The sequence below is a fragment of the Streptomyces sp. JH002 genome (assembly GCF_050916115.1).
Lineage (GTDB): Bacteria > Actinomycetota > Actinomycetes > Streptomycetales > Streptomycetaceae > Streptomyces > Streptomyces xiamenensis.
Map to the genome: position 1 here is coordinate 739,535 of NZ_CP087989.1, position 22,388 is coordinate 761,922.

The 22,388-nt window shown below is 73.5% G+C and carries 18 protein-coding genes and 1 riboswitch; of the genes, 14 read left to right on the plus strand and 4 right to left on the minus strand.

The genetic code is table 11. The features are described 5' to 3' along the window. Positions 1-115: 115 nt before the first annotated feature. Complete coding sequence (locus H7827_RS03070) at positions 116-1,438, minus strand: extracellular catalytic domain type 1 short-chain-length polyhydroxyalkanoate depolymerase (RefSeq protein ID WP_432742455.1); 1,323 nt, start codon at positions 1,436-1,438, stop codon at positions 116-118. A gap of 198 nt (positions 1,439-1,636) precedes the next feature. On the opposite strand from H7827_RS03070, the gene H7827_RS03075 reads away from it, so the two are divergent. The 8 genes from H7827_RS03075 to H7827_RS03110 all read left to right on the plus strand — a co-directional run bounded on the left by H7827_RS03075 (position 1,637) and on the right by H7827_RS03110 (position 10,623). After that, on the plus strand, positions 1,637-2,443 hold the full coding sequence (locus tag H7827_RS03075) for a DeoR/GlpR family DNA-binding transcription regulator (RefSeq protein WP_386535663.1): 807 nt from the start codon (positions 1,637-1,639) through the stop codon (positions 2,441-2,443). A 214-nt stretch (positions 2,444-2,657) separates the two neighbouring features. Then, positions 2,658-4,160 carry an FGGY family carbohydrate kinase gene (locus tag H7827_RS03080; RefSeq protein ID WP_432742457.1) on the plus strand — a complete coding sequence of 501 codons (1,503 nt, stop codon included), beginning with the start codon at positions 2,658-2,660 and terminating at the stop codon, positions 4,158-4,160. Then, positions 4,153-5,622: an FGGY-family carbohydrate kinase gene (locus H7827_RS03085; RefSeq protein ID WP_432742459.1), complete on the plus strand. Its 1,470-nt coding sequence runs from the start codon at positions 4,153-4,155 to the stop codon at positions 5,620-5,622. The genes H7827_RS03080 and H7827_RS03085 overlap by 8 nt, the downstream gene beginning before the upstream one ends. Further along, entirely contained in the window at positions 5,622-6,686 is a 1,065-nt protein-coding gene (locus H7827_RS03090) for an NAD(P)-dependent oxidoreductase (RefSeq protein WP_432742461.1), read from the plus strand. The genes H7827_RS03085 and H7827_RS03090 overlap by 1 nt, the downstream gene beginning before the upstream one ends. A gap of 193 nt (positions 6,687-6,879) precedes the next feature. Continuing rightward, a complete protein-coding gene (locus H7827_RS03095; protein ID WP_386535653.1) occupies positions 6,880-7,509 on the plus strand; it encodes a histidine phosphatase family protein in 630 nt (209 codons plus the stop codon). Positions 7,510-7,523: 14 nt separating this feature from the next. Continuing rightward, entirely contained in the window at positions 7,524-8,600 is a 1,077-nt protein-coding gene (locus H7827_RS03100; protein ID WP_432742464.1) for an ABC transporter substrate-binding protein, read from the plus strand. Positions 8,601-8,612: 12 nt separating this feature from the next. Then, complete coding sequence (locus tag H7827_RS03105; RefSeq protein WP_432742466.1) at positions 8,613-9,386, plus strand: ATP-binding cassette domain-containing protein; 774 nt, start codon at positions 8,613-8,615, stop codon at positions 9,384-9,386. Continuing rightward, positions 9,379-10,623 (plus strand): sugar ABC transporter permease, encoded by a 1,245-nt coding sequence (locus H7827_RS03110; protein ID WP_432742468.1) that lies wholly within the window; start codon positions 9,379-9,381, stop codon positions 10,621-10,623. The genes H7827_RS03105 and H7827_RS03110 overlap by 8 nt, the downstream gene beginning before the upstream one ends. A 119-nt stretch (positions 10,624-10,742) precedes the next feature. On the opposite strand, the gene H7827_RS03115 is transcribed toward H7827_RS03110, so the two are convergent. After that, entirely contained in the window at positions 10,743-11,750 is a 1,008-nt protein-coding gene (locus tag H7827_RS03115; protein ID WP_432742470.1) for a porin PorA family protein, read from the minus strand. Between the two features lie 287 nt (positions 11,751-12,037). Between H7827_RS03115 and H7827_RS03120 the strand changes: the two genes are divergently transcribed. Together H7827_RS03120 and H7827_RS03125 are read left to right on the plus strand one after the other, a co-directional pair. Further along, the gene (locus tag H7827_RS03120) at positions 12,038-12,919 is read left to right on the plus strand and encodes a sigma-70 family RNA polymerase sigma factor (RefSeq protein WP_432742472.1); all 882 of its coding nucleotides are present in this window, start codon (positions 12,038-12,040) and stop codon (positions 12,917-12,919) included. 24 nt (positions 12,920-12,943) lie between these two features. After that, positions 12,944-13,429: a GNAT family N-acetyltransferase gene (locus H7827_RS03125; RefSeq protein WP_030731209.1), complete on the plus strand. Its 486-nt coding sequence runs from the start codon at positions 12,944-12,946 to the stop codon at positions 13,427-13,429. A 63-nt stretch (positions 13,430-13,492) separates the two neighbouring features. On the opposite strand, the gene H7827_RS03130 is transcribed toward H7827_RS03125, so the two are convergent. After that, positions 13,493-15,259: an ABC transporter ATP-binding protein gene (locus H7827_RS03130; RefSeq protein ID WP_432742475.1), complete on the minus strand. Its 1,767-nt coding sequence runs from the start codon at positions 15,257-15,259 to the stop codon at positions 13,493-13,495. A gap of 191 nt (positions 15,260-15,450) precedes the next feature. Between H7827_RS03130 and H7827_RS03135 the strand changes: the two genes are divergently transcribed. From H7827_RS03135 to H7827_RS03150, 4 genes are all read left to right on the plus strand, one after another. Continuing rightward, positions 15,451-16,059: a helix-turn-helix domain-containing protein gene (locus tag H7827_RS03135; protein ID WP_432742477.1), complete on the plus strand. Its 609-nt coding sequence runs from the start codon at positions 15,451-15,453 to the stop codon at positions 16,057-16,059. Then, entirely contained in the window at positions 16,056-16,268 is a 213-nt protein-coding gene (locus H7827_RS03140) for a hypothetical protein (RefSeq protein ID WP_432742479.1), read from the plus strand. The genes H7827_RS03135 and H7827_RS03140 overlap by 4 nt, the downstream gene beginning before the upstream one ends. A gap of 64 nt (positions 16,269-16,332) precedes the next feature. Next, a riboswitch (cobalamin riboswitch) is annotated at positions 16,333-16,523 on the plus strand. A 167-nt stretch (positions 16,524-16,690) separates the two neighbouring features. Beyond that, the gene (gene metE, locus H7827_RS03145; protein ID WP_432742481.1) at positions 16,691-19,015 is read left to right on the plus strand and encodes a 5-methyltetrahydropteroyltriglutamate--homocysteine S-methyltransferase; all 2,325 of its coding nucleotides are present in this window, start codon (positions 16,691-16,693) and stop codon (positions 19,013-19,015) included. A gap of 198 nt (positions 19,016-19,213) precedes the next feature. Beyond that, entirely contained in the window at positions 19,214-20,050 is an 837-nt protein-coding gene (locus H7827_RS03150; RefSeq protein WP_432742483.1) for an endonuclease I family protein, read from the plus strand. 34 nt (positions 20,051-20,084) lie between these two features. Here the strand turns inward: H7827_RS03150 and H7827_RS03155 are convergent, their stop codons facing one another. Then, entirely contained in the window at positions 20,085-22,256 is a 2,172-nt protein-coding gene (locus H7827_RS03155; protein WP_432742485.1) for an MMPL family transporter, read from the minus strand. Positions 22,257-22,388 lie beyond the last annotated feature (132 nt).

The window sequence follows — 22,388 nt, forward strand, 5'->3', positions numbered from 1 at the left end:
GCTGTCGCCCCGAACACCGCGGTCGGCCCGGGACCGCACGCCACGCCCCCGGCGCCGCACCGCGCGGCCCGGACCGCCGGCCTGTGGCGCCGGTCCGCCGCCGCGCGGTGGCCGGTCAGGACGTCGTGCACCCGGCGCCGTTGAGGGTGAAGACGGCCGGGCCCGCCGCATTGCCCGTGTGTGTGGCCTGGTAGCCGAAGCTGACGCTCGCGCCCGGGGCGATGGTGCTGTTGTGGGCCACCGGGGTGGCCGTCACGGTGCCGCCGGAAGTGGTGTACGTGGCGTTCCAGCCCGCGGTGATGGCCTGGCCGGGGGGCAGCGCGAAGGCCAGCGACCAGCCGCTCACCGTCGTGGTGCCGGTGTTGGTGACAGTCAGCTCGGCGGTCAGCCCGGTGTTCCAGGCGTTGGTCGCGATCCGCACCCGGCAGGCGCCCGGCTGGGGGCCGGGCCCGGGGCCCGGGCCGGGGTCGCCGCCGCCCTGGTCGAGGCCGAAGAACGCGATCGCCCGGGCCGCCATGCCGCCGCCGGGCACGTTGTGTCCGGTGCCCTGGAGGCTGATGGCCTCCACCGGGGCCTGGTCGCCGGTGCCGCCGTAGCGCGTGCGGTTCCAGCCGGCCTGCGGCTGATCGCTGTACGCGGGTGTCTGGCTCACTCCCAGCACCTGTGTCCACTGCTTGATCTGCTCCCCGAAGTTCGGGTAGCGCAGCACGTCGTCCGTGGTGCCGTGCCATATCTGCATGCGCGGTCGCGGCCCGGTGTAGCCGGGGTGGGCGGCACGTACGAGGTCGCCCCACTCCTGCGGGGTACGGCTGATCTGCCCCTGTGCGCAGGCGCTGTTCCAGCCGGAGCCGTCGGTGGTGGCGAAGCAGCCGAACGGGACCCCGGCGAACGCGGCGCCGGCCTTGAAGACGTCGGGGTAGACGCCCAGCAGCACGTTGGTCATCATGGCGCCGGAGGAGGCCCCGGTGACGTAGACGCGTTCCGGGTCGCCGCCGTGGGTGCGCTGCACGTGGTCGACCATCGAGCGGATGCCGACCGGGTCACTGCCGCCGTCGCGGCGCAGCGCCTGGGGTGAGGAGACGTCGAAGCACTGGCCGCTGCGGGTGGCGGACGGGTAGATGACGATGAAGCCGTGGCGGTCGGCGAGCGAGGCGAACTCGGTGCCGGAGTGGAAGGCGGGGCCGCTGCCGGTGCAGTAGTGCACGGCCACCAGGATGGCGGGGCGCTGCTGGACGGTGTCGGGTACGTACAGGTGCATCCGCAGGCCGCTGGGGTTGGCGCCGAAGCCGGTCACCTCGGTGAGGGTGGCGGCGGAGGCGGGCGGTGCGGTGAGGAACATCGCCGCGAGCAGCGGCGCGAGGGCGCCGAGCAGGGTGGCGAGTACGGTACGGGGCGGCCGTCGCCGCCGTCCCGCCGTGCGGGGCGAGGTGGTGGTCATCAAGGTCCCTTCGGCGCGAGGAGTGGGGGTACGGGGCCGGCTCGCGCGGCGGTGGAGGCTGTTGGGCCGGCTTCGGTTCGCGGAGCGGCACGTCGTGCGGATCGTGACATGAACACGCCCTTCGTGGAAGCGCTCCCACGCACATCGGTCCGATTCCGTTCACCGAACACCCGTCAACCCCCGTGCGATGCTGGGCGGATGGCGGGTGATCCCATGACGGCGGACGGGGCACGGCGGAATCCGGAACTGCGGCGGGTGGCCATGCGCCGGCAGGTGGCCGAAGCGGGATTCGTGCGGGTGGACGCGCTGGCCCGGGAGTACGGGGTCAGCATCATGACGGTGCACCGTGACCTCGACGAGCTGGCCCGGCGCGGATTCCTGCACAAGGTGCGCGGCGGCGCGACCAGCGCCCCGACCACCACCTTCCACGGTGACCTCGAACACCGGATGCAGGCCCAGGTGGACGCGAAGCTGGCGATCGCCCGCGAGGCGCTGGCCACCGAGGTCGAGTCCGGGCAGGTGGTGGCGCTGGACGACAGCACGACGTCCCTGGTACTGGCCCGGCTGCTGCCGGAGCGCGCGCCGCTCACCGTGGTGACGCACTTCCTGCCGGTGATCCGGGCGCTGGCCGCCCAGCCGGGCATCGAACTGGTGGGTCTTGGCGGCCGGTACGACGCCGCGTACGACTCCTTCCTGGGCCAGGACACGGCGGACGCGGCGGCCGGCATCCGGCCCGATCTGCTCTTCGTGTCCACCACGGCGGTGGCGGACGGGGTGTGCTACCTCCAGTCGCTGCGCACCGCCATCACCCGGCGGGCGCTGGTGGCCTCGGCCTCCCGGACCGTCGCGCTGATCGACCACTCCAAGTTCGACCGCCGCGCGCCGCACCGGCTGGCGGCGCTGGCGGAGGTGGACCGGGTGGTGGTGGACGGCGGCACCGCGCCGCGTACGGTGCGCGAACTGCGGGCCAGGGGCGCCCGCGTCGATGTGGTGGAGGACTGCTGAACCGGCGAACTGACAGTCCCTCAGTTCTGCTACGTCATGTGAAGTTCACCCGGTTGGTCGGCCCCCAGCGGCAGCGGAACGGCGGCCCCGAACTGCCCCTTTTCCGGTTCCGCACGACACGCGCCCTCAAGATCAATGTGAAAAGTTGCGAAATTCCGGGAGCGTGCGTGTAATACGCGTCACATCGGGGTCGGCCGGAATGAGGTGCGGCGGGATGGCGGTGCGGAACGAGGAAGTCGCGGTGTGCGTCGACGCCGGCACCACCGTGATCAAGGCGGTGGTCTTCGACGCCGCCGGACGGGAACTGACGGTCAGCCGGCGCGAGACCCGCGTCCACCACCCGCACCCGGGCGCGGCCGAGCAGGACATGAACGAGGTCTGGAGCGCGGTGGCCGGCGCGATCCGGGAGGCCGTCACCGAGGTGGCGCGCCCCGTCGGGCTGCTGGCCCTCACCGCCCAGGGCGACGGCGCCTGGCTGGTGGACCACGAGCACCGCCCGGTACGGCCCGCGGTGCTGTGGAACGACGCCCGCGCCGCCGCCGTCGTCCGCCGCTGGCGCACCGAGGGCGTGCTGGAGCGGGCGTACCGTGACAACGCCTCGCTCAGCAACGCCGGCCTGCCGAACGCCATTCTGCGGGTGCTCGCCGAGCGGGAGCCGGAGTCCCTGCGCGCGGCGCACGCCGTACTGACCTGCGGAAGCTGGCTGTTCCTGCGGCTGACGGGCGTACTGGGGCTGCACCCGTCCGAGGCGTCCGCGCCCTGGCTCGACATCCGCACCCGCGACTACTCCGACAAGCTGATCGAGTGGTACGGACTCTCCGCGCACCGTGCGCTGCTGCCGCCGCTGCTGAGCGACGAGGAACTGGTCGCGGAGCTGATCACCGGGGCGGCCGGCGAGCTGGGGCTGCCCTCCGGTACGCCGGTGGTGCTCGCCCCGTACGACGTGGTCGCCACCGCTCTGGGCACCGGCACCACCACCGCCGGGCAGGCCACGTGTGTGCTGGGCACCACCTTGTGCACCGAGGTGCTCATCCGCCGGGCGGCGCCGGAGGAGGGCGAACCCGCCGGTCTGACCCTGGACTTCGGCGTTCCGGAGCTGCTCATGCGGGCCTTCCCGACCCTGGCCGGCACCGGCGTCCTGGACTGGACGGTGGAGTTGCTCGGGCTGCGCGACCACCGTGAGCTGTCCGAACTGGCCGCCCGCGTGCCGCCGGGGGCCGAGGGGCTGCGCGTCCTGCCGTACCTCTCGCCCGCCGGTGAGCGCGCCCCCTTCCTCGATCCGGCGGCCAGCGGGCTGCTGACCGGGGCACTGTTCAGCCACGGTCGCGCGCACCTGGCGCGGGCCGTCCTGGAGGGCCTCGCGCATGTCATCCGGGACTGTCTGGACGCCGCCCCGACCCGGCCCACCGAGCTGGCGCTGTGCGGCGGCGGCGCGGCCAGCGAGCTGTGGTGCCGGCTGATCGCGGACATCACCGGGCTGCCGGCCGTCTCCTCCCGGGACAGCCAGGTCGGTGCCAAGGGCGCGCTGCTGTCCGCGCTGACCGCGCTCGGCCGCTACCCGGATCTGACCACGGCCGCCGGTGCCCTCGTGCACACCGGCCACCGCTACGAACCCTCGCCGCGACTGCGGGAGTTCCACGACGACGAGCACCAGGAGTTCCTGGCCACCCGGGAGTTGGCCGCGACGCGCTGGGGCGGATGGCGGGCCGATGGCTGAGCCGGTGTGGATCGGGGTCGACCTGGGCACCCAGAGCGTGCGCGCGCTGGCCGTCGACGACGAGGGCCGTACGGTGGCCGCCGCCGCCCGGCCGCTGCGCGGCCGGCGGGACGGGGCGCGGCACGAACAGGACCCGGCGTCCTGGTGGGAGCGGACGGCCGAGGCCCTCGCCGAGCTGTCGGAGTCGCTCGGCGGGCGCCCGGTGGGCGCGCTGGCCGTGTGCGCAACCTCCGGGACGGTACTGCTGACCGGGCCGGCCGGGGTGCCCCGTACCCCGGGGCTGATGTACGACGACAGCCGGGCGGGCGCGCTGGCCGCCGAGGCGCAGGAGGCCGGGGCGGGCCTGTGGCAGCACCTGGGGTACCGGATGCAGCCCGCGTGGGCGCTGCCGAAGCTGCTGTGGTGGCGGGACGCCGGACTGCTGGCGGACAGCGGGGTGCGGCTGGCGCACCAGCCGGACGTGGTGGCGGCGGCGCTGGTGGGGCATCCGGTGGCCGCCGACTCCAGTCACGCGCTCAAGAGCGGCTACGACCTGCTCGGTGAGCGCTGGCCGGCGGAGGTGCTGGCGCGGCTGCGGATCGATCCGGGGCTGCTGCCGGAGGTGGTGCGGCCGGGGGCCGTGCTGGGTGAGGTGTGCCGGGCGGCGGCGGCGCGTACCGGGCTGCCGTACGGCACGCCGGTGATCGCCGGGATGACCGACGGGTGCGCGGCGCAGCTGGGTGCCGGGGCGCTGGAGGCCGGTGAGTGGAACGCGGTGCTGGGCACGACGCTGACGCTCAAGGGGGTCAGCACGGTGCTGCCGCGCGATCCGACCGGGGCGGTGTACTCGCACCGCGCGCCGTACGGGGAGCTGTGGCTGCCGGGCGGGGCCTCCAGTACGGGGGCGGGTGCGGTCCGGGAGCTGTTCCCGGGCGCCGACCTGGCGGCGCTGACCCGGGCGGCGGCGAAGGTGAACGTGGCCGGGGTGCCGGTGTGTTACCCGCTGGTGGGGCACGGTGAGCGGTTCCCGTTCGTGGCCTCCGGGGCGCGCGGGTTCCTCGGGGACGGGCCGCTGGACGTCTCGACCGGGGACCGGGCGCGGGACTTCGCCGCGGTGTGCCTGGGGGTGGCGCACATCGAGCGGCTGGCGTTCGGGGTGCTGGCGGCGTCGGGGGCCGATGTGGGCGGTCCGGTGACGTTCACCGGCGGGGCGGCGCGCAACCCGTGGTGGAACCAGTTGCGCTGCGACATGCTCGGGATGCGGGTGCGGCTGCCGGCGAACCCCGAACCGGCGCTGGGCATGGCGGTGCTGGCCGCGGGTGCGGTGACCGGCGACATCCCGGCGGCGGCGCGGCGGCTGGTACGGGTGCTGCGCACGCTGGAGCCGGACCCGGACCGCAACGCCCGGCTGACCCCCGGCTACGAGGTGCTGGTCGCCGCGCTCACCGAACGCGGCTGGCTGGCGGGCTGGACCGACCGCTGATGAGGGAAGGGACGAGGAGCGTGGAGGAACCGATCCCGGTGCTGGCCGCCGGTGACGGATTCGTGCTGAACCGGCTGCTGACCGAGGCGCTGCACGCGACGGGCGGCGGCCCGGGCGCGTGGCAGGTGCGGGAGCTGGAACTGCCGTGGCCGCACGTGCCGTTCGGGCCGGTCGGGGAGGTGGTGGAGGCCTCGGGCAGCGAGGACGCGCTGATCGAGGCACTGGCGGGGGTCCGGGTGTGCCTGACGCAGATGGCTCCGCTGACCCGGCGGGTGCTCCGGGCCTGCCCGGATCTGGAGCTGTTCGCGGTGTCGCGGGGCGGCCCGGTCAACGCGAACCTGGCGGCGGCGGCCGAGCACGGGGTGGCGGTGACGTTCGCGCCGGGCCGTAACGCGGCCTCGACGGCCGAGCACACCGTCGGGCTGATGCTGGCGGCGATGCGGCGGATTCCGCAGGCGCACGCCGGGGTGCTGGCCGGGCGCTGGGACAGCGCGCAGTTCGCGTACGAGGCCACGGGGCTGGAGATCGAGGGCACCACGGTGGGCCTGGTGGGGGCCGGGGCGGTCGGCGGGCGGGTGGCGGCGGCGCTGACCGCGCTGGGGGCGCGGGTGCTGGTGGCCGACCCGTACGCGGATCCGGCGGCGCTGCCGGCGGGGGTGCGGCTGGTGGAGCTGCCGGAGTTGCTGGCCTCCAGCGGGGTGCTGTCGCTGCACGCGCGGCTGACGCCGGAGACGGCGGGCATGATCGGCGCCGCGGAGCTGGCGGCGCTGCCGCCCGGCGCGGTGCTGGTGAACTGTGCCAGGGGCGGGCTGCTGGACTACGCGGCGCTGGCCGGCGCGCTGCGGGAGGGGCGGCTGTTCGCGGCGGCGCTGGATGTCTACGACGAGGAGCCGCTGCCGGCGGACCATCCGCTGCGCGGGGCGCCGAACCTGGTCCTGACCCCGCATCTGGCGGGCGCGAGCCGGGCGGTCGCGCGGCGGGCGGCCCGGATGGTGGCGGCGGAGGCCGACCGCTGGCGCCGCGGCAAGCCCCTGCTGCACCGGGCGAACGGTGGTGGCTCATGAGGGCGGCGGGCCGGTCCGCGGAGCCGGCCGGGGGGTGGCGGCCGACCGGATCTGTTGTCCGCGAGGCCCCCCGCCCGGGGCGCGGAGCGAGTCCGTCCGCGCCGTCCACCGCCGCGCCGGGGACATCTCGCGCGCCGGGCCCACGCCCGCCCCATCCCGGGGAGCACCATGCCGGGCGCGGGGGGTGGCGGTGATGGCCGGCGCACCGCCCCGGGGGCGGCTGCTGCTCGTGCGGCACGCGCAGACCGTGTGGCACCGGGAGAACCGGTACGCGGGGGCGCGTACCGATCCCGCGCTGACCGAGGCCGGGGAGCGGCAGACCGCGGCGCTGGCCGTGGCCGCCGTCGGTGAGGGGGTCGAGGTGGTGGTCAGTTCGCCGCTGGGGCGGGCGGTGCGGACCGCGACGCCGGCCGCCGAGGCGGTGGGTGCCTCCGTGGAGCGCGAACCCGGCCTGCGGGAGGCGGATTTCGGCACGCTGGAGGGGCGGACCCGGCAGGAGGCGGATCCGGAGCTGGTGGCGCGGTTCGTGGCCGACCCGGTGGCGCATCCGTTCCCGGGAGCCGAACCGCCCGCCGAGGCCGCCGCGCGGGCAGCCGGCGCCCTGCGGTCCGTGCACGCGCGGCACCCCGGCCGCACCGTGCTCGTCGTCGCGCACAGCACCATCCTGCGGCTCGCCCTGTGCGAGCTGCTCGGACTGCCGCTCTCCCACTACCGGCGGATCTTCCCCCGGGTGGAGAACGTGGCGTTCACCGAGATCGCCCTGCCCGCCGACCCCGCCGGGCCCGCGGCCCTGCTCTGCCTCAACCGCACCGTCCCGTCGTGAAAGGACACACCGCCGTGCCCAGACGCCGACCGCTGACGCTCCTCACCGCCGCTCTGATAGCCCTGACCCTCGCCGCCACCGGCTGCGCCGCCAACGAGGCGGCCGACGGGAAGGGCGGCGGGGGCGACAAGATCGCCTTCCTCATGCCGGACATCGCCTCGCCCCGCTACGAGCTGTACGACAGCCCGCTGTTCGAGGCCAGGATCAAGGAGCTGTGCGGCGACTGCGAGGTCATCTACCAGAACGCCAACGCCGACGCCTCCCGCCAGCAGCAGCAGGCCAACTCCGCGCTCGCCCAGGGGGTGAGCGCCATCGTCATCGACCCGGTCGACTCCAACGCGGCGGCCGGCATCGTCGGTACCGCCCGCGCGCAGGGCGTTCCGGTGATCGCCTACGACCGGCCGGTCCTGGGCACCGCGCCCGACTACTACATCTCCTTCGACAACGAGAGGATCGGCGAGTCCATCGGGCTCTCCCTCGTCGAGGAGCTGCGGGCCTCCGGCGCGCGGGGCGGGCTGCTCCAGGTCAACGGCTCCCCCACCGACGCCGCCGCCGGGCTCATCAAGCAGGGCATCCACAACGCGATCGACGACAGCGGCTTCGAGCTGCTGGCCGAGTACGACACCCCGGACTGGCAGCCGGCCAAGGCGCAGGAGTGGGTGGGCGGCCAGATCACCCGGTTCGGCGACGGGATCGCCGGGGTGGTGGCCGCCAACGACGGTACGGGCGGCGGGGCGATCGCCGCGTTCAAGGCGGCCGGGGTGCCGGTCCCGCCCGTCACCGGCAATGACTTCGAGGTCGCGGCGGCGCAGCGGATCGTGGCGGGCGACCAGTACAACACCATCTCCAAGCCCATCAAGATCGTGGCGGAGGCGGCGGCCGAGGTGACGTACCAGTTCATCCAGGGCGAGGAGCCGGCCGGGGAGACCACGCTCTTCGACACCCCGGCCCAGTTGTTCGAGCCCACCGTGGTGACGGTGGACAACCTCGCCGAGGTGCTGGCCGGTTCGGATCAGCTGACCGCCGCCGAGGTGTGCACCGGGCAGTACGCGGCGGCGTGCGAGGCGGCCGGCGTCACGGACGCGGGCTGAGGGGGGCGTGCCATGTCGGTGGTGCTGTCGCTGCGCGGCATCAGCAAGAACTTCGGCGCGGTGGCGGCGCTCAGCGGGGTCGACCTGGAGGTGACGGCCGGTGAGGTGGTCGCCGTCGTCGGGGACAACGGGGCGGGCAAGTCCACCCTGGTGAAGGTGCTGGCGGGGGTGCACCGCGCGGACAGCGGAACCGTCACCTTCGAGGGCACCGAGGTGACGATCGGTTCGCCGGCCGGGGCGCACGCGCTGGGCATCGCCACCGTGTTCCAGGACCTGGCGCTGTGCGAGAACCTCGATGTGGTCGGGAATCTGTTCCTGGGCCAGGAGGTGCGGCGTTCGCGGCTGGACGAGGTGGCGATGGAGCTGCGCTCGTGGGAGCTGCTGCGGCAGCTGTCGGCGAAGATCCCGACCGTACGGGTGCCGGTGGCCTCACTGTCGGGCGGTCAGCGGCAGACGGTGGCGATCGCGCGCTCGCTGCTCGGCGACCCCAAGGTGATCATCCTGGACGAGCCGACCGCGGCGCTCGGGGTGGCCCAGACCGCGGAGGTGCTGGCGCTGATCCGGCGGCTGCGGGACCGGGGCCTGGGCGTGATCATGATCAGTCACAACATGGCGGACGTCCGGGCGGTGGCGGACCGGGTGGCCGTGCTGCGGCTGGGCCGCAACAACGGCGTCTTCGACACCGCCGCCGTCTCCGAGCAGGACATCATCGCGGCGATCGTCGGCGCGGTGCCGGTACCGGAGGACCACAGGGGAACGCGTCAGGGGAGCCGGGACGATGAGTGAGATCAAGACCGCCGCGCCGCTGGATCTGCTGGACGAGCGGCTGCGGCACGGCGGTGGCCGGCGCGAGGTGGTGCGCGCGCTGTGGGAGCGGCTGCGGGCCGGGGACGTGGGCGCGCTGCCGATCATCGCCGGACTGGCCGTCATCTGGACGGTGTTCCAGATCCTCAACCCGGTGTTCCTCTCCAGCGCCAACCTGGTGAATCTGCTGATGGAGTCCGTCGCGGTCGGAGTGATCGCGCTCGGCGTGGTGTGTGTGCTGCTGGTGGGTCAGATCGACCTGTCGGTCGGCTCGGTCAGCGGCCTGTCCGCCGCGCTGACCGCCGTCACCTTCGTCAACTCCGGCTGGCCGCTGCCGCTCTCCCTGGCGGCGGCGATCGGGGCCGGCGCGGTGATCGGCTGGCTGTACGCGCAGCTGGTCACCCGGCTGGGGGTGCCCAGCTTCGTGGCGACGCTGGCCGGGCTGCTCAGTTTCCTGGGCGTCCAGCTGTATCTGCTGGGCAGCACCGGGGCGATCAACCTGCCCTACGAGTCGGGGCTTGTGCACTTCGCGCAGCTGGCGTTCGTCCCGGCGTGGCTGTCGTACGTGCTGGTGGTGGCGGCGGCGGTGGCGCTGTTCTGCACCGGGTCGGCGCTGGCCCGCACCCGGCGGGCGGCGGGTCTGTCGGCCCGTTCCAGCACTGTGCTGGCGCTGCGCAGCGCGCTGGTGCTGGCGGGCGGCGGCTTCGCGGTCTGGTACCTGAACCAGGGCCGGGGCGTGGGGTGGATGTTCGTCGCCTTCGTGGCGCTGGTGCTGGTGCTCAACTACGCGCTGACCCGCACCGGGTGGGGGCGTTCGGTGTTCGCGGTCGGCGGGAACGCGGAGGCGGCGCGGCGGGCCGGGATCAACGTACGGCGTACGTACACCTCGGTGTTCATGCTCTGCTCGTCGCTGGCCGCGCTGGGCGGGGTGCTGGCGGCGTCACGTCTTGCGGCGGCGAACCAGGCCAGCGGGGCGGGGGACGTCAACCTGAACGCGATCGCGGCGGCGGTGATCGGCGGCACGTCGCTGTTCGGCGGCCGGGGCAGCGCGTTCTCGGCGCTGCTGGGGATCCTGGTCATCCAGTCGATCTCCAGCGGGCTGACGCTGCTGGACCTGGACTCGTCCTTCCGGTTCATCGTCACCGGGCTGGTGCTGGCGCTGGCGGTGGCGCTGGATTCGGCGGCGCGCCGCTCCCGGGCGGCGCACGGGCGGGCCTGACGGCGGTGCGCTCGGGCCCGGCCGGCCCCTCGCCCGCACGCGCCGGCACCCGGCCCCCGCGCCCCTCGCCATTGAGGGGGTATGGGAACCGGGTGCCGGTGATGCGGTGCGCAGGCGGCTCAGTCGGTCACCGGGCGGCGCCGGCCGCGCACCTCCAGGGTGGCGGCGACCGCGAGCAGCACCACCGCGATGCCGGCCAGACCCAGCGGAGCCAGGACGCCTATCAGCCACAGCAACTGTGCCGCCTCGGAGGCGTCGCCGGCGCGCTCGGTCACGCCCTCCGGGGTGCCCTCGATGGCCATGGCGTTGACCGGGGCGAGGGTGACCGGCTGCCCGTCGGGGCCGGCGGTCTGGGCCACGATGGTCTGCTGGAGCGAGCCGTCGAGCACCATGCCGGTCCCGGAGTCGATCCAGGCGGTGCGCTGCACGGTGGCCGCGTACGTCAGGGGTACGGGGTCGGGCAGTGCCTCCAGGGCCTCCGGCGGCGGCAGCTGGTCGGCGGGCAGCGTCTGGGCGATGCCGGCGAGCAGGTCCTTCGGGAGGGCCTGGGGCAGCCGTTCTGCGATGGCCGGGTCACCGAGCGGCCCGGCCGCGTCGATCACGTACACGTAGGCGGTGCGGCCCTCCAGGTCCTCGGTGCGGTCGTAGACCGCCGGGGCCTCGGTGGCGGTGGTCGGGTCCCAGAAGGTGTAGTCCTTCTCCTCCGGCTCCAGCGGCCAGGAGATCACCAGGCCCTGGTGCTCCTCCGCCTCGCTGCCCTCGGGCGCCGGCCTGTTCACCAGCTCGGTGCGGTCCACGGCCCAGCGGTGGGCGGTGGCCGACAGCGGGGAGCCGTCGGGGCCGTTGACGGTCACGTCGTCGGTGACCACGGCCGTGCCGCCGTCGGTCTCCACGACCTTGACGTGGCGCTCGACGGACACCGGGAGGTCGGTGAGGAAGGCGTTGGCCACGTCGCCCGCCTCCAGGGCCTCGGCGTTGAGCAGCGAGGCGGTCCCGGTGTACGCGAAGACGCTGTCGGTGTCGGAGGGCAGCTGGTGCGCCTCCGGGTACACGGCGAACCGGGTCACGGCCGATGCGGCGAGCACGACGACGGCCGTACCGGACAGAATCCAAGTGCTTCTTCGCATGGTGTGTCTCCCGAGGACAGGCGCGTACGACGATGTACGACAGCCGGAGGCGGCGGCCGGGAAACCCCCTGCGCCCACGCTCTCCGGTCAACCGCCCGGTCAACCTAGGGTTGTGGCAGTGAACCGTCAATAACTTCGGCAGTACCGGCGGGTAACAGTTGGGCACGCTGCCGGAAGCCGCACGTCGGACGGTGTCCCGGCGGCGCCGCGCACCTGTCACAACCGCTGCCCCGCGCGGGTCATCGGGGCAGGAGCGCGGTGCGCGAGGAGTACGAGGAGAGCGGGCGATGGATCACCACGAGGCCCTGGCGGCCCGGTTCGAGGAACACCGGCCCCGGCTGCGGGCCATGGCGGGCCGGATGCTGGGCTCGGCGGCCGAGGCCGAGGACGCCGTGCAGGAGGTGTGGCTGCGCGCGGCGCGGGCCGGGGACGCCGATGTCGCCAACCTGGGCGGCTGGCTGACCACCATCACCGGCCGGGTGTGCCTGAACCTGCTGCGTTCGCGCGGGACCCGGCGCGAGGAGCCGCTGCCCGAGGGGCGCGAACCGGCCCTCACCGCGCCCCGGGAGGCGGGCGCCGATCCGGAGCGGGCGGCGCTGCTGGCCGACTCGGTGGGAGCCGCGCTGGTGGTGGTGCTGGAGACGCTGAGCCCGGCGGAGCGTCTGGCGTTCGTGCTGCACGACATGTTCGCCGTGCCCTACGGGGAGATCGCCCCGATCGTGGGGCGGGGCGAGGCGGCGACGCGGCAGCTGGCGTCCCGGGCGCGGCGCCGGGTGCGCGGCGCGGGGCCGGGCACGCGGGCGCCCGGTGCGGGCACGGTGGACGCCCGGCACCGGGAGGTGGTGACGGCGTTCCTGGCCGCCGCCCGGGAGGGGGACCTGCGGGCGCTGGTGACGGTGCTGCACCCCGATGTGGTGCTGCGCTCGGACGACGGCACGGTGCTGCGCGGCGCGGAGCGGCTGGCGCGGGGGGCCTCGCGCTTCGCCCAGGAGTACGGGGGCGCGCGGCTCGCGCTGGTGGACGGCCGGCTCGGGGCGCTCACCCGGGCCGGAGGCCGCTCGGTGGCGGTGGCGCTCTTCACGGTCGAGGCCGGCCTGATCACGGCGATGGACACGGTCGGCGATCCGGTGCGGCTGGCCGCGATGGAGTTGTCGCTGCTCGACGGCTGAGGGCCGCTCCGTACACTGCCGAGCATGGTCACACTGGAACGGCTGCACGCGGACCACGCCTCCGCGCTGCTGGCCTTCGAACGGGAGAACCGCGCCTGGTTCGCCAGGTCAGTCCCGGACCGGGGCGACGCGTACTTCGCGCAGTTCGCCGACCGGCACCGGGCGCTGCTCGCCGAACAGGAGACCGGGGCCATCCACTTCCACGTGGTGAGGGACGGGAACGGGGAGCTGATCGGCCGCGCCAATCTGGTGGACGCGGCGGCCGGCACGGCGGAGGTCGGCTACCGGATCGGGCAGCGCGCGGCGGGCCGGGGCGTCGCCACGGCGGCGGTCGGTGAGCTGTGCCGGCTGGCGGTGAGCGCGTACGGGCTGCACACGCTCACCGCCGTCACGACGCTGGACAACGGGGCGTCGCGGGCGGTGCTGCGGCACAACGGGTTCGCGGAGGCCGGCGGGACCGAGGTCGGTGGGCGGCCCGGCGTCCGCTACCGGCGCGAGCTGTCGGCGTGACCCCGGCCGGGGGCGGCGGGCGGCCGTACCGCGCCGGCCGCCGCCCCCGCCCACGGGTCGCGATCAGGTGAGCTGACCGCGCTGGAGACCGGCGTACGCCCCGCCCCGCTCCAGCAGTTCCTCATGGGTGCCGATCTCGGCGATGCCGCCGTCGCGCATCACCACGATGCGGTCGGCGTTGCGCACCGTGGACAGCCGGTGCGCGACCACGAAGGTGGTGCGGCCCGCGACCAGCCGGCCCAGCGCCTGCTGGACCAGCGCCTCGGAGCGGGTGTCCAGCGCCGAGGTGGCCTCGTCCAGGATCAGCACCCGGGGGTTGCGGATCAGCGCGCGGGCGATGGCGAGCCGCTGCCGCTGGCCGCCCGAGAGCCGTCCGCCGCTCTCGCCGACGACCGCGTCCAGGCCGCCGGGCATCCGCTCGACGAACTCCAGGGCGTTGGCGTCGCGCAGGGCGGCCAGGACGGCGTCGTCGTCGACGTCGTCCATGCCGTAGGCGACGTTCTCGCGGATGGTGCCCTCGAACAGGATGGACTCCTGGGGCACCACGGAGACGAAGCGCCGGTAGGTGCGCAGGTCCAGGGTGTTCATGTCGGTGCCGTCCAGCAGCAGCCGGCCGCTGGTGGGCCGGATGAAGCCGATGACGAGGTTGAGCACCGTGGACTTGCCGGCTCCGGACGCGCCGACCAGGGCGATGGTCTCCCCCGGCTGGACGGACAGCGTGAAGTCGCGCACCGAGGGCCGTTCGGCCTCCTCGTAGCGGAACCCGGTGTTCTCGAACTCGATGGCGCCGCGCAACGAGGTCATCGCCGTCTTGCCCTCGTTCTCCTCCAGCGCCGGTGCCTGGAGGACCTCACCGACCGACCGCACCGACTCCAGACCCTTGGTGATCACGGGTGCCAGGCCCATCAAGGTGGTGGTGGAGTTGGTGAGGGTGGTGAGGAACGCGCTGAGCATCACGACGTCGCCCGCGCTCAGGTCCCACACCTCGTAGTAGGCGATGAGCGCGGAACCGGTGAGGAAGAGCACTCCCAGGGCGTTGAGGAACACCCAGGCCAGCGAGGCGAAGCGGCCGTTGAGCAGGTCGAGCCGCAAGCCGGAGCGCAGCACGTTGCCCAGCGTGTGGTCCATGCGGCGCAGCGCGCTGGGCTCCAGGCCGTGGGCGCGGGTGACGGAGATCAGCCGGGTCATCTCGGTGACCCGGGAGGAGAGGTTCTCGACCTCGTGCCGGAACTCCTCGTTGTGCGTGCGCAGCCGGGTCCGCAGCCGCATCACGAGGAGGGCGGCGACGGGCACCACGATGAGGAAGACGGGCAGGAACTCGGGGGTGCGGAAGCCGATGATGACCAGGCCGCCGATGAGGACGGTGATGGCGCCGAGGCCGGTGTCCGAGGACTGCTGCACCATCTGTTCGATGGTTTCGACGTCGCGGACCACCTTGGCCTGGAGCACGCCGGCGCTGACCCGGGAGTGGTAGCCGATGGACAGCTGCTGCATGCGGGTGCACAGCGCCGAGCGCAGGGCGGTGCCCACCCGGCGGATGCTGCCGTACAGCAGCCGGACGTAGAGCAGGTGCAGCGGCGGGTTGATGATCAGGATGATCATCACGACACCGGCGCTGCTCCACAGCTGGCTGATGGGCAGGTGCTGCACGACGGTGTCGACGATGGCGGCGGTGACCAGGGGCAGCAGCCATACGGGGCTGTGCTTGATCACGAAGACGATGAGGGCTCCGGCGACCTGGGGGCGGCTGCCGCGGAAGAGATAGGCGAGGGTGCGTACGGGGTGTTCGCCACGGTAGTGGTGGTCGAGCGGCCCTTCGGGCGTTGCCATGCGGGAGGTTCCTCCGAACCAGGGCGGATCTCAGCATTCCACAGCAAGCGCAGTAAGCGCTTTCCAAGGGACTCTACTCCTCGCCGAACCGGGCCCGACAGGGCGTTCGGAGGGTGAACCGGGCGCGCGGGCTCTTTGCCTCAGAGGCAAAGCATTTGCCTCTGAGGCGAAATCCTGCTTGCATCGGAGCCATGAACTCCGAGCTGCCGGCGATGGCACCCCGGCTGCGCGAGCTGCGCGGCAGGGCCGGGCTGACCCTGGAGTCGGCCGCCGGCCGGGCCGGGCTCTCCCCCGCCCATCTGTCCCGGCTGGAGACCGGACAGCGCCAGCCCTCGCTGCCCCTGCTGCTGTCCCTGGCCCGGATCTACGGTACGACGGTGGCCGAGCTGCTCGGCGAGCTGCCCGCCGCCGCCGACCCCGTCGTGCGCGGCGGCCCGCAGGCCGGGCCCGGCGCCCGCGAGGCGGACGGCTGGACGTACTGGCCGGCGGGCGGGCCCGCCCGCGCCATGCAGGCGCTGCGGGTCCGGGTGCCGTACGGCGGCGGCCAGGACGACCTCGTACGGGTGCACGCCGGCGAGGAGTGGCTGTACGTGCTCGGCGGCCGGCTGCGGCTCACCCTCGGCGAGGCGCGGCATCTGCTGGAGCCCGGCGACAGCGCGCACTTCGACTCGCTCACCCCGCACCGGATCGGCGCCGCCGATCCCGAGGGTGTGGAACTGCTGTTCGTGCACACCCTGCTGCGCAGCGGGGCCGCCCAGCTCTGCCTGGGCGGCGACGGAAGGGAGACGGTCCTGCCATGACGCCACGCGAGGAGCACGGGGAACCCACCGAAGACACGCCGGCGGCGGCACCCGTACCAGCCGCACCACCCGCGCCGGCCGGAAAGCGCGAGAAGAGCGGCGAGCTGCCGCCCGGCTTCCTGCCCCGGCTGTTCCTGTACGGGGTGCTGGGCCACGTGGTGGTCGCGCTGATCTTCCTCATGGTGTGGGCGGGTTCGCGCGCCCAGTGACGCGTCCGGCATACGAACGGGGTGTCCGGTGACGGGGTGGACCGCTTAGGGTGGCGGACGCAGCTGGTTCGCCCTGCCCGCCAGGCAGACGCGTCGTAAGAGGGAACCCGGTGGGAATCCGGGACTGCCCCGCAGCGGTGAGCGGGAACGACCGCCGTCATACGCACTGGAGCCGATGCCCGGTTCTGGGAAGCGACGGCCACTAGGAAGCCTCGTCATCCGGCGAGCAACGCCCGCGAGTCCGAAGACCTGCCACTGTCCGCGCGCATCCGTGCGCGGTTCCCGGTGACCCTCGAGGGTGGGTCGGCGTCACGCGTCGGGCGACCGGCGGGCTCCGTCCCGCGCGCGCCCGGGCGATCGCCCCTTCGCGCCCCCGCAGTGGTCCACCGGACACCGGAGTGACACTCGCGAAGGAGAGTTCCGTGACCGCACAGTCCGCAGCCGCGGCAGCACGGGCCACCGTGTACGGCGTACCCCGGCAGGGGCCCGACCGGGAGCTGAAGAGGGCCATCGAGGGGTACTGGAAGGGCCGCACCGACGCCGCCGCCCTGCACGGTACGGCCGCCGCACTGCGCCGCGACAACTGGCGCCGGCTGGCCGAGGCCGGCGTCCACGAGGTACCCACCGGCGACTTCTCGTACTACGACCATGTCCTGGACACCGCCGTCATGGTCGGGGCCGTCCCCGCGCGGCACCGGGCCGCCGTCGCCGCCGACCCGCTGGACGGCTACTTCGCCATGGCGCGCGGCACCCAGGACGTGGCGCCGCTGGAGATGACGAAGTGGTTCGACACCAACTACCACTATCTCGTCCCCGAGCTGGGTCCTGACACCGTCTTCAGCGCCGACTCCACCACCCAGGTCGCGCAGCTGACGGAGGCGCTGACGCTGGGTCACACCGCGCGCCCGGTGCTGGTGGGCCCCGTCACCTTCCTGCTGCTGGCCAAGCCGGCGCCGGGGGTGGCCGACGACTTCGAGCCGCTGACGCTGCTGGACCGGCTGCTGCCGGTGTACGCGGAGGTGCTGGCCGATCTGCGGGCGGCGGGCGCCCGCTGGGTGCAGCTGGACGAGCCGGCGCTGGTCGCGGACCGGACACCGGCCGAACTGAACGCCACCGCCCGCGCGTACCATCAGCTGGGTGCGCTGACCGACCGGCCGCAGCTGCTGGTCGCCTCGTACTTCGACCGGCTCGGCGAGGCGCTGCCGGTGCTGGCGAAGTCCCCGGTCGAGGGCCTCGCGCTGGACTTCACCGGCCCCGCCGCGGCGAACCTGCCGGAGCTGGCCGCCGCCGGCGGGCTGCCGGGCAAGCGCCTGGTGGCGGGCGTGGTGGACGGTCGCAATGTGTGGATCAACGATCTGGGTGCGTCGCTGAGCACCCTGGGCACGCTGCTGGGTCTCGCGGACCGGGTGGACGTGGCGGCCTCCTGCTCACTGCTGCACGTGCCGCTGGACGCCGCGGCGGAGCGGGACATCGATCCGCAGCTGGCCCGCTGGCTGGCGTTCGCCGTGCAGAAGACCGAGGAGATCGTCACCCTGGCGCGCGGCCTGTCCGAGGGCACCGGGGCGATCACCGCCCGGCTGGCCGCCAACCGCGCCGATCTGGCCTCCCGGGCCAACTCGCCGCTGGCCCACGACCCGGCGGTGCGGGCCCGTACCGCCGCCGTGACGGACGCCGACGCGCGCCGCTCCGCCGCCTACCCGGAGCGGGCGGCGGCGCAGCACGACCGGCTGGGGCTGCCGCTGCTGCCGGTGACCACCATCGGGTCCTTCCCGCAGACCGGGGAACTGCGCACGGCGCGCGCCGATCTGCGGGCCGGGCGCATCGACGAGACCGCCTACGAGGGCCGGATCGCGACCGAGATCCATGAGGTGATCGGTTTCCAGGAGCGCGCCGGGCTCGATGTGCTGGTGCACGGCGAGCCCGAACGCAACGACATGGTGCAGTACTTCGCCGAACAGCTGACCGGCGCGCTGACCACCCGGCACGGCTGGGTGCAGTCCTACGGCACCCGGTACGTGCGGCCGCCGATCCTGGCCGGGGACCTCTCGCGCCCGGAGCCGATGACGGTGCGCTGGACGCGGTACGCGCAGTCGCTGACCGAGCGGCCGGTGAAGGGCATGCTGACCGGTCCGGTGACGATGCTGGCCTGGTCCTTCGTGCGGGACGACCAGCCGCAGGCGGAGACCGCCCGGCAGATGGCGCTGGCGCTGCGGGACGAGGTGCAGGACCTGGAGGCGGCCGGCAGTTCGGTGATCCAGGTGGACGAGCCGGCGCTGCGCGAGACGCTGCCGCTGCGGGCCGCCGAGCGCGAGGAGTACCTGGCGTGGGCGACCGAGGCGTTCCGGCTGACGACGTCCGGGGTGCGTCCCGACACGCAGATCCACACCCACATGTGCTACGCCGAGTTCGGCGACATCCTGCGGGCGATCGACGAACTGGACGCCGATGTGATCAGCCTGGAGGCGGCCCGTTCCCACATGCGGGTGGCCGATGAGCTGGGCGCGGCGGGCTATCCGCGGGAGGTCGGCCCGGGCGTGTACGACATCCACTCGCCGCGGGTGCCCGACGTGGCGGAGGCGGCGGCGCTGCTGCGCAAGGCGCTGTCGGCGATCCCGGCCGAGCGGCTGTGGGTCAATCCGGACTGCGGGCTGAAGACGCGGGGCTGGACGGAGGTGCGGGCGGCGCTGGAGAACCTGGTGGCGGCGGCCCGTGAGGTGCGTGAAGGGCTGCCGGTGACCGGGGCCTGACGGTGTGGCGGGCGGGCGGGGAGGGAGCGTGGGCTCCTTCCCCGCCCGCCGCGTGTTCGCGCCGCGGTAGCCCGTGGGACATGAGGTCTTGACCCAACTGTCGTGCTGGACGCGCGTAGTGCGGGCCGTGTGGTGGCAGGATCACGACAACGTCCGTCAGGCCGGCGGACGGCCCGTCCTCCGAGAGGTCTCCCCCACATGCCTCAGAGCGCACCCCCCGCACCCGTCCCCGATACCGCCTCCGGCCCCGCGCGCGGGCGTGGGCGCGGCAGGCGGATCCTGCTGCCGGCCGCGATCGCGGCGCTGACGGCGGTGTTCGTCGCGCCGCTGCCGCAGGCCACCGCGGCCGACGACGTCTACTACCGTGACGCGCTGGGCAAGAGCGGCGAGCCGCTCAAGCAGGCGCTGCACGGGATCATCAGCGCGGACACCACCAAGCTGACGTACTCCCAGGTGTGGGAGGCGCTCAAGGTCACCGACGCCGATCCGAACCGGCCCGGCAACGTGGTGCTGATATACAGCGGCATCTCCCGCAGCGCCGCCAACAACGGCGGCAACACCGGGCAGTGGAACCGCGAACACGTGTGGCCGCAGTCGCACGGCAACTTCGGCACCGCGGCCGGCCCCGGCACGGACCTGCACCACCTGCGGCCCGAGGACGTCCAGGTCAACGGCGCGCGCGGCAACAAGGACTTCGACAACGGGGGCAGCGCCGTCTCGGGCGCGCCCGGCAACTACACGGACGCCGACTCCTGGGAGCCCCGGGACGCCGTCAAGGGCGATGTCGCCCGGATGGTGTTCTACATGGCGGTGCGGTACGAGGGCGGTGACGGGTTCGCCGATCTGGAGGTCAACGACACGGCGGGGAACGGCAGCGTGCCCTACCTCGGTCGGCTGTCGGTGCTCAAGGAGTGGCACGAGCAGGACCCGCCGGACGCGAACGAGCGGCGCCGCAACGAGGTGATCTTCGAGGACTACCAGAACAACCGCAACCCGTTCATCGACCACCCGGAGTGGGTGGAGGCCATCTGGTAGCCGGGCCGGGAGCGGTGGACCGCCGGCCGCCCGGTCAGGAACCGTGGGCGTGCTCCAGGCGCTTGCCCTCGATGTCGGGGTCGGGCAGCCGGCGGAACCAGCGCGGGTGGGACCAGATGCGGCCCCCGGCGATGGCCATCACCGCGGGCACGAGCGTGAGGCGGACCACGAAGGCGTCCAGCAGCACGCCGATGGCGAAGCTGAAGCCGATGGCCTTGATGGTCGCGTCGCTGGTGAACATGAAGGCGACGAAGATCGAGAACATGATGAGCGCGGCGGCGGTCACCACCCGCGCGGAGTGGGACATGCCGCGCACCACCGCGGCGCGCGCCTCGCCGGTGCGGGTGTAGTCCTCCTTGATGCGGGAGACCACGAAGACCTCGTAGTCGCTGGAGAGTCCGAAGATGATCGCCAGCATGATGATCGGGAGGAAGCTGACGGTCTCGGCCGGTTCGATGTTGAACAGGTGCTGCCCCCAGCCCCATTGGAAGACCGCGACCTGGGCGCCGAAGGCGGCCAGGATCGACAGCAGGAAGCCGAGCACCGACTTGAGCGGGACGAGGAAGGTGCGGAAGGCGAAGGTCAGCAGGAGGAACGCCAGGCCGACGACGACGATCAGGAAGACGGGCAGGGCGGAGGAGAGCTTGGCGGAGACATCGATGTTGGAGGCGGTGTTGCCGCCCACCAGGATGGTGGCTCCGGTGTCGCCCTCGATCGCGGCGCGGTCGCCGCGGATGCGGTGCACGAGGGAGGTGGTGGCCTCGTCGTTCGGTCCGCTGCCCGGGGTCACCTGGATGACGGAGACGTCGTTGGCCATGGTCAGCGGCTGCACGGCGGCCACGTCCGGCAGTGTGCCCAGCGCCGCCACCAGTTGATCGGTCTGGGTCTTGTCCGTGACGTGGTCGGCGACGATCAGCAGCGGGCCGTTCGCTCCCACTCCGAAGCCCTCGGTGATCAGATCGTAGGCCTGGCGCTGGGTGTTGGAGGTCGGCTGGGATGACCCGCTCGGCAGTCCGAGCCGCATGTGGGTGGCGGGCAGCGCCAGCAGACCCAGCAGTAGCACCCCCAGGATCAGCACCGGCACCCGGTGCCGCACGATGAACGCGCCCCAGCGCGCGCCGCGATGTTCCTCGGGGGCGGTGGCGGCGGTGTGCGCGGTGCGCTCCAGACGCGCATGCAGCCGGCGCGGGCGGCCCGGGAACCGCACGATGTGCGGCCCGGCGAAGCCGAGCATCGCCGGCAGCAGCGTCAGCGCGATCAGCATGGCGACCAGTACCGCGCCGGCCGCGCTCAGGCCCATGACGGCCAGGAACGGGATGCCGACCACCGACAGTCCGCACAGCGCGATGATCACGGTGAGCGCGGCGAAGACCACGGCACCGCCGGCGGTGCCCACCGACAGCGCGGCCGAGTCCTGCGGGTCCATGCCGCGCAGGACGTGGTTGCGGTGCCGGTAGAGGACGAACAGGCCGTAGTCGATGCCGCAGGACAGGCCGAGCATGATGGCGACGGTGGTGGAGGCGGTGGCGACATCCACCACGGCGGCCAGGGCGGTCACCGACATGATGGTGATGAGGATGCCGAGGATCGCGGTGATGATCGGCATTCCGGCCGCGATGAGGGACCCGAAGGTGATCAGCAGGATGATCAGCGCGACGATGACGCCGACGATCTCCGGTGTCTCGGAGGGCGCGGCGTTCCAGCCGGGGAAGACGCTGCCGGAGTAGGCGACATGCACTCCGGCCGCCTGTGCCGGTTCCACCGCCTTCTGCACGTCCTCCAGCGTGGAGGCGTCCACGCTGCCGGGCTGCACGCCGTACTGCACCGAGCCCAGGCCGATGGTGCCGTCCGGGGAGACGGCCCCGCCGTGGAAGGGGTCGGTGGCGACGGCGACCTGCGGCACCGCCTTGAGGTTCTGGACCGATGTCTCGATGGCGTCGCGCTGCCGGGTGTCGACGATCCGGCCATCTCCCTCGGCGGCGAAGACCAGCTGGGTCTGTCCGCCGCTCAGTTCCGGTACGCGCTCGCTCAGCAGGTTGGTGGCGCGCTGCGACTCGGTGCCGGGGATGGTGAAGTTGTCGTTGGTCTTGCCACCGCTGGCGGTGGCGGCACCGATCGCGACGACGGCGACGAGCAACCAGATCGCCAGGACGATCCGGCGGTGCGCGAAGGACCACCTTCCGATGCGGAACAAGAACGTGGACATGGTGTTCCTTCCGGGCCGGAGAGATCACACGCGATCATCCCCGCCCAGGGACGTAAGGAACATTTGCGACACGCGGGCCGGGATGCCGGCGGGCTGTGCGGTCGCGGCCGTCGTGCGCTCGCCGCGCACACC

What these genes read in the sequence shown, in the direction of transcription:
- H7827_RS03085 (WP_432742459.1), top strand. Translation starts at nt 4,153, where the DNA reads ATGGCTGAGCCGGTGTGGATCGGGGTCGACCTGGGCACCCAGAGCGTG.
- H7827_RS03095 (WP_386535653.1), top strand. Translation starts at nt 6,880, where the DNA reads ATGGCCGGCGCACCGCCCCGGGGGCGGCTGCTGCTCGTGCGGCACGCG.
- H7827_RS03130 (WP_432742475.1), bottom strand. Translation starts at nt 15,259, where the DNA reads ATGGCAACGCCCGAAGGGCCGCTCGACCACCACTACCGTGGCGAACAC.
- H7827_RS03135 (WP_432742477.1), top strand. Translation starts at nt 15,451, where the DNA reads ATGAACTCCGAGCTGCCGGCGATGGCACCCCGGCTGCGCGAGCTGCGC.
- H7827_RS03140 (WP_432742479.1), top strand. Translation starts at nt 16,056, where the DNA reads ATGACGCCACGCGAGGAGCACGGGGAACCCACCGAAGACACGCCGGCG.
- H7827_RS03125 (WP_030731209.1), top strand. Translation starts at nt 12,944, where the DNA reads ATGGTCACACTGGAACGGCTGCACGCGGACCACGCCTCCGCGCTGCTG.
- H7827_RS03115 (WP_432742470.1), bottom strand. Translation starts at nt 11,750, where the DNA reads ATGCGAAGAAGCACTTGGATTCTGTCCGGTACGGCCGTCGTCGTGCTC.
- H7827_RS03105 (WP_432742466.1), top strand. Translation starts at nt 8,613, where the DNA reads ATGTCGGTGGTGCTGTCGCTGCGCGGCATCAGCAAGAACTTCGGCGCG.
- H7827_RS03070 (WP_432742455.1), bottom strand. Translation starts at nt 1,438, where the DNA reads ATGACCACCACCTCGCCCCGCACGGCGGGACGGCGGCGACGGCCGCCC.
- H7827_RS03120 (WP_432742472.1), top strand. Translation starts at nt 12,038, where the DNA reads ATGGATCACCACGAGGCCCTGGCGGCCCGGTTCGAGGAACACCGGCCC.
- H7827_RS03155 (WP_432742485.1), bottom strand. Translation starts at nt 22,256, where the DNA reads ATGTCCACGTTCTTGTTCCGCATCGGAAGGTGGTCCTTCGCGCACCGC.
- H7827_RS03080 (WP_432742457.1), top strand. Translation starts at nt 2,658, where the DNA reads ATGGCGGTGCGGAACGAGGAAGTCGCGGTGTGCGTCGACGCCGGCACC.
- H7827_RS03110 (WP_432742468.1), top strand. Translation starts at nt 9,379, where the DNA reads ATGAGTGAGATCAAGACCGCCGCGCCGCTGGATCTGCTGGACGAGCGG.
- H7827_RS03150 (WP_432742483.1), top strand. Translation starts at nt 19,214, where the DNA reads ATGCCTCAGAGCGCACCCCCCGCACCCGTCCCCGATACCGCCTCCGGC.
- H7827_RS03075 (WP_386535663.1), top strand. Translation starts at nt 1,637, where the DNA reads ATGGCGGGTGATCCCATGACGGCGGACGGGGCACGGCGGAATCCGGAA.
- H7827_RS03090 (WP_432742461.1), top strand. Translation starts at nt 5,622, where the DNA reads ATGAGGGAAGGGACGAGGAGCGTGGAGGAACCGATCCCGGTGCTGGCC.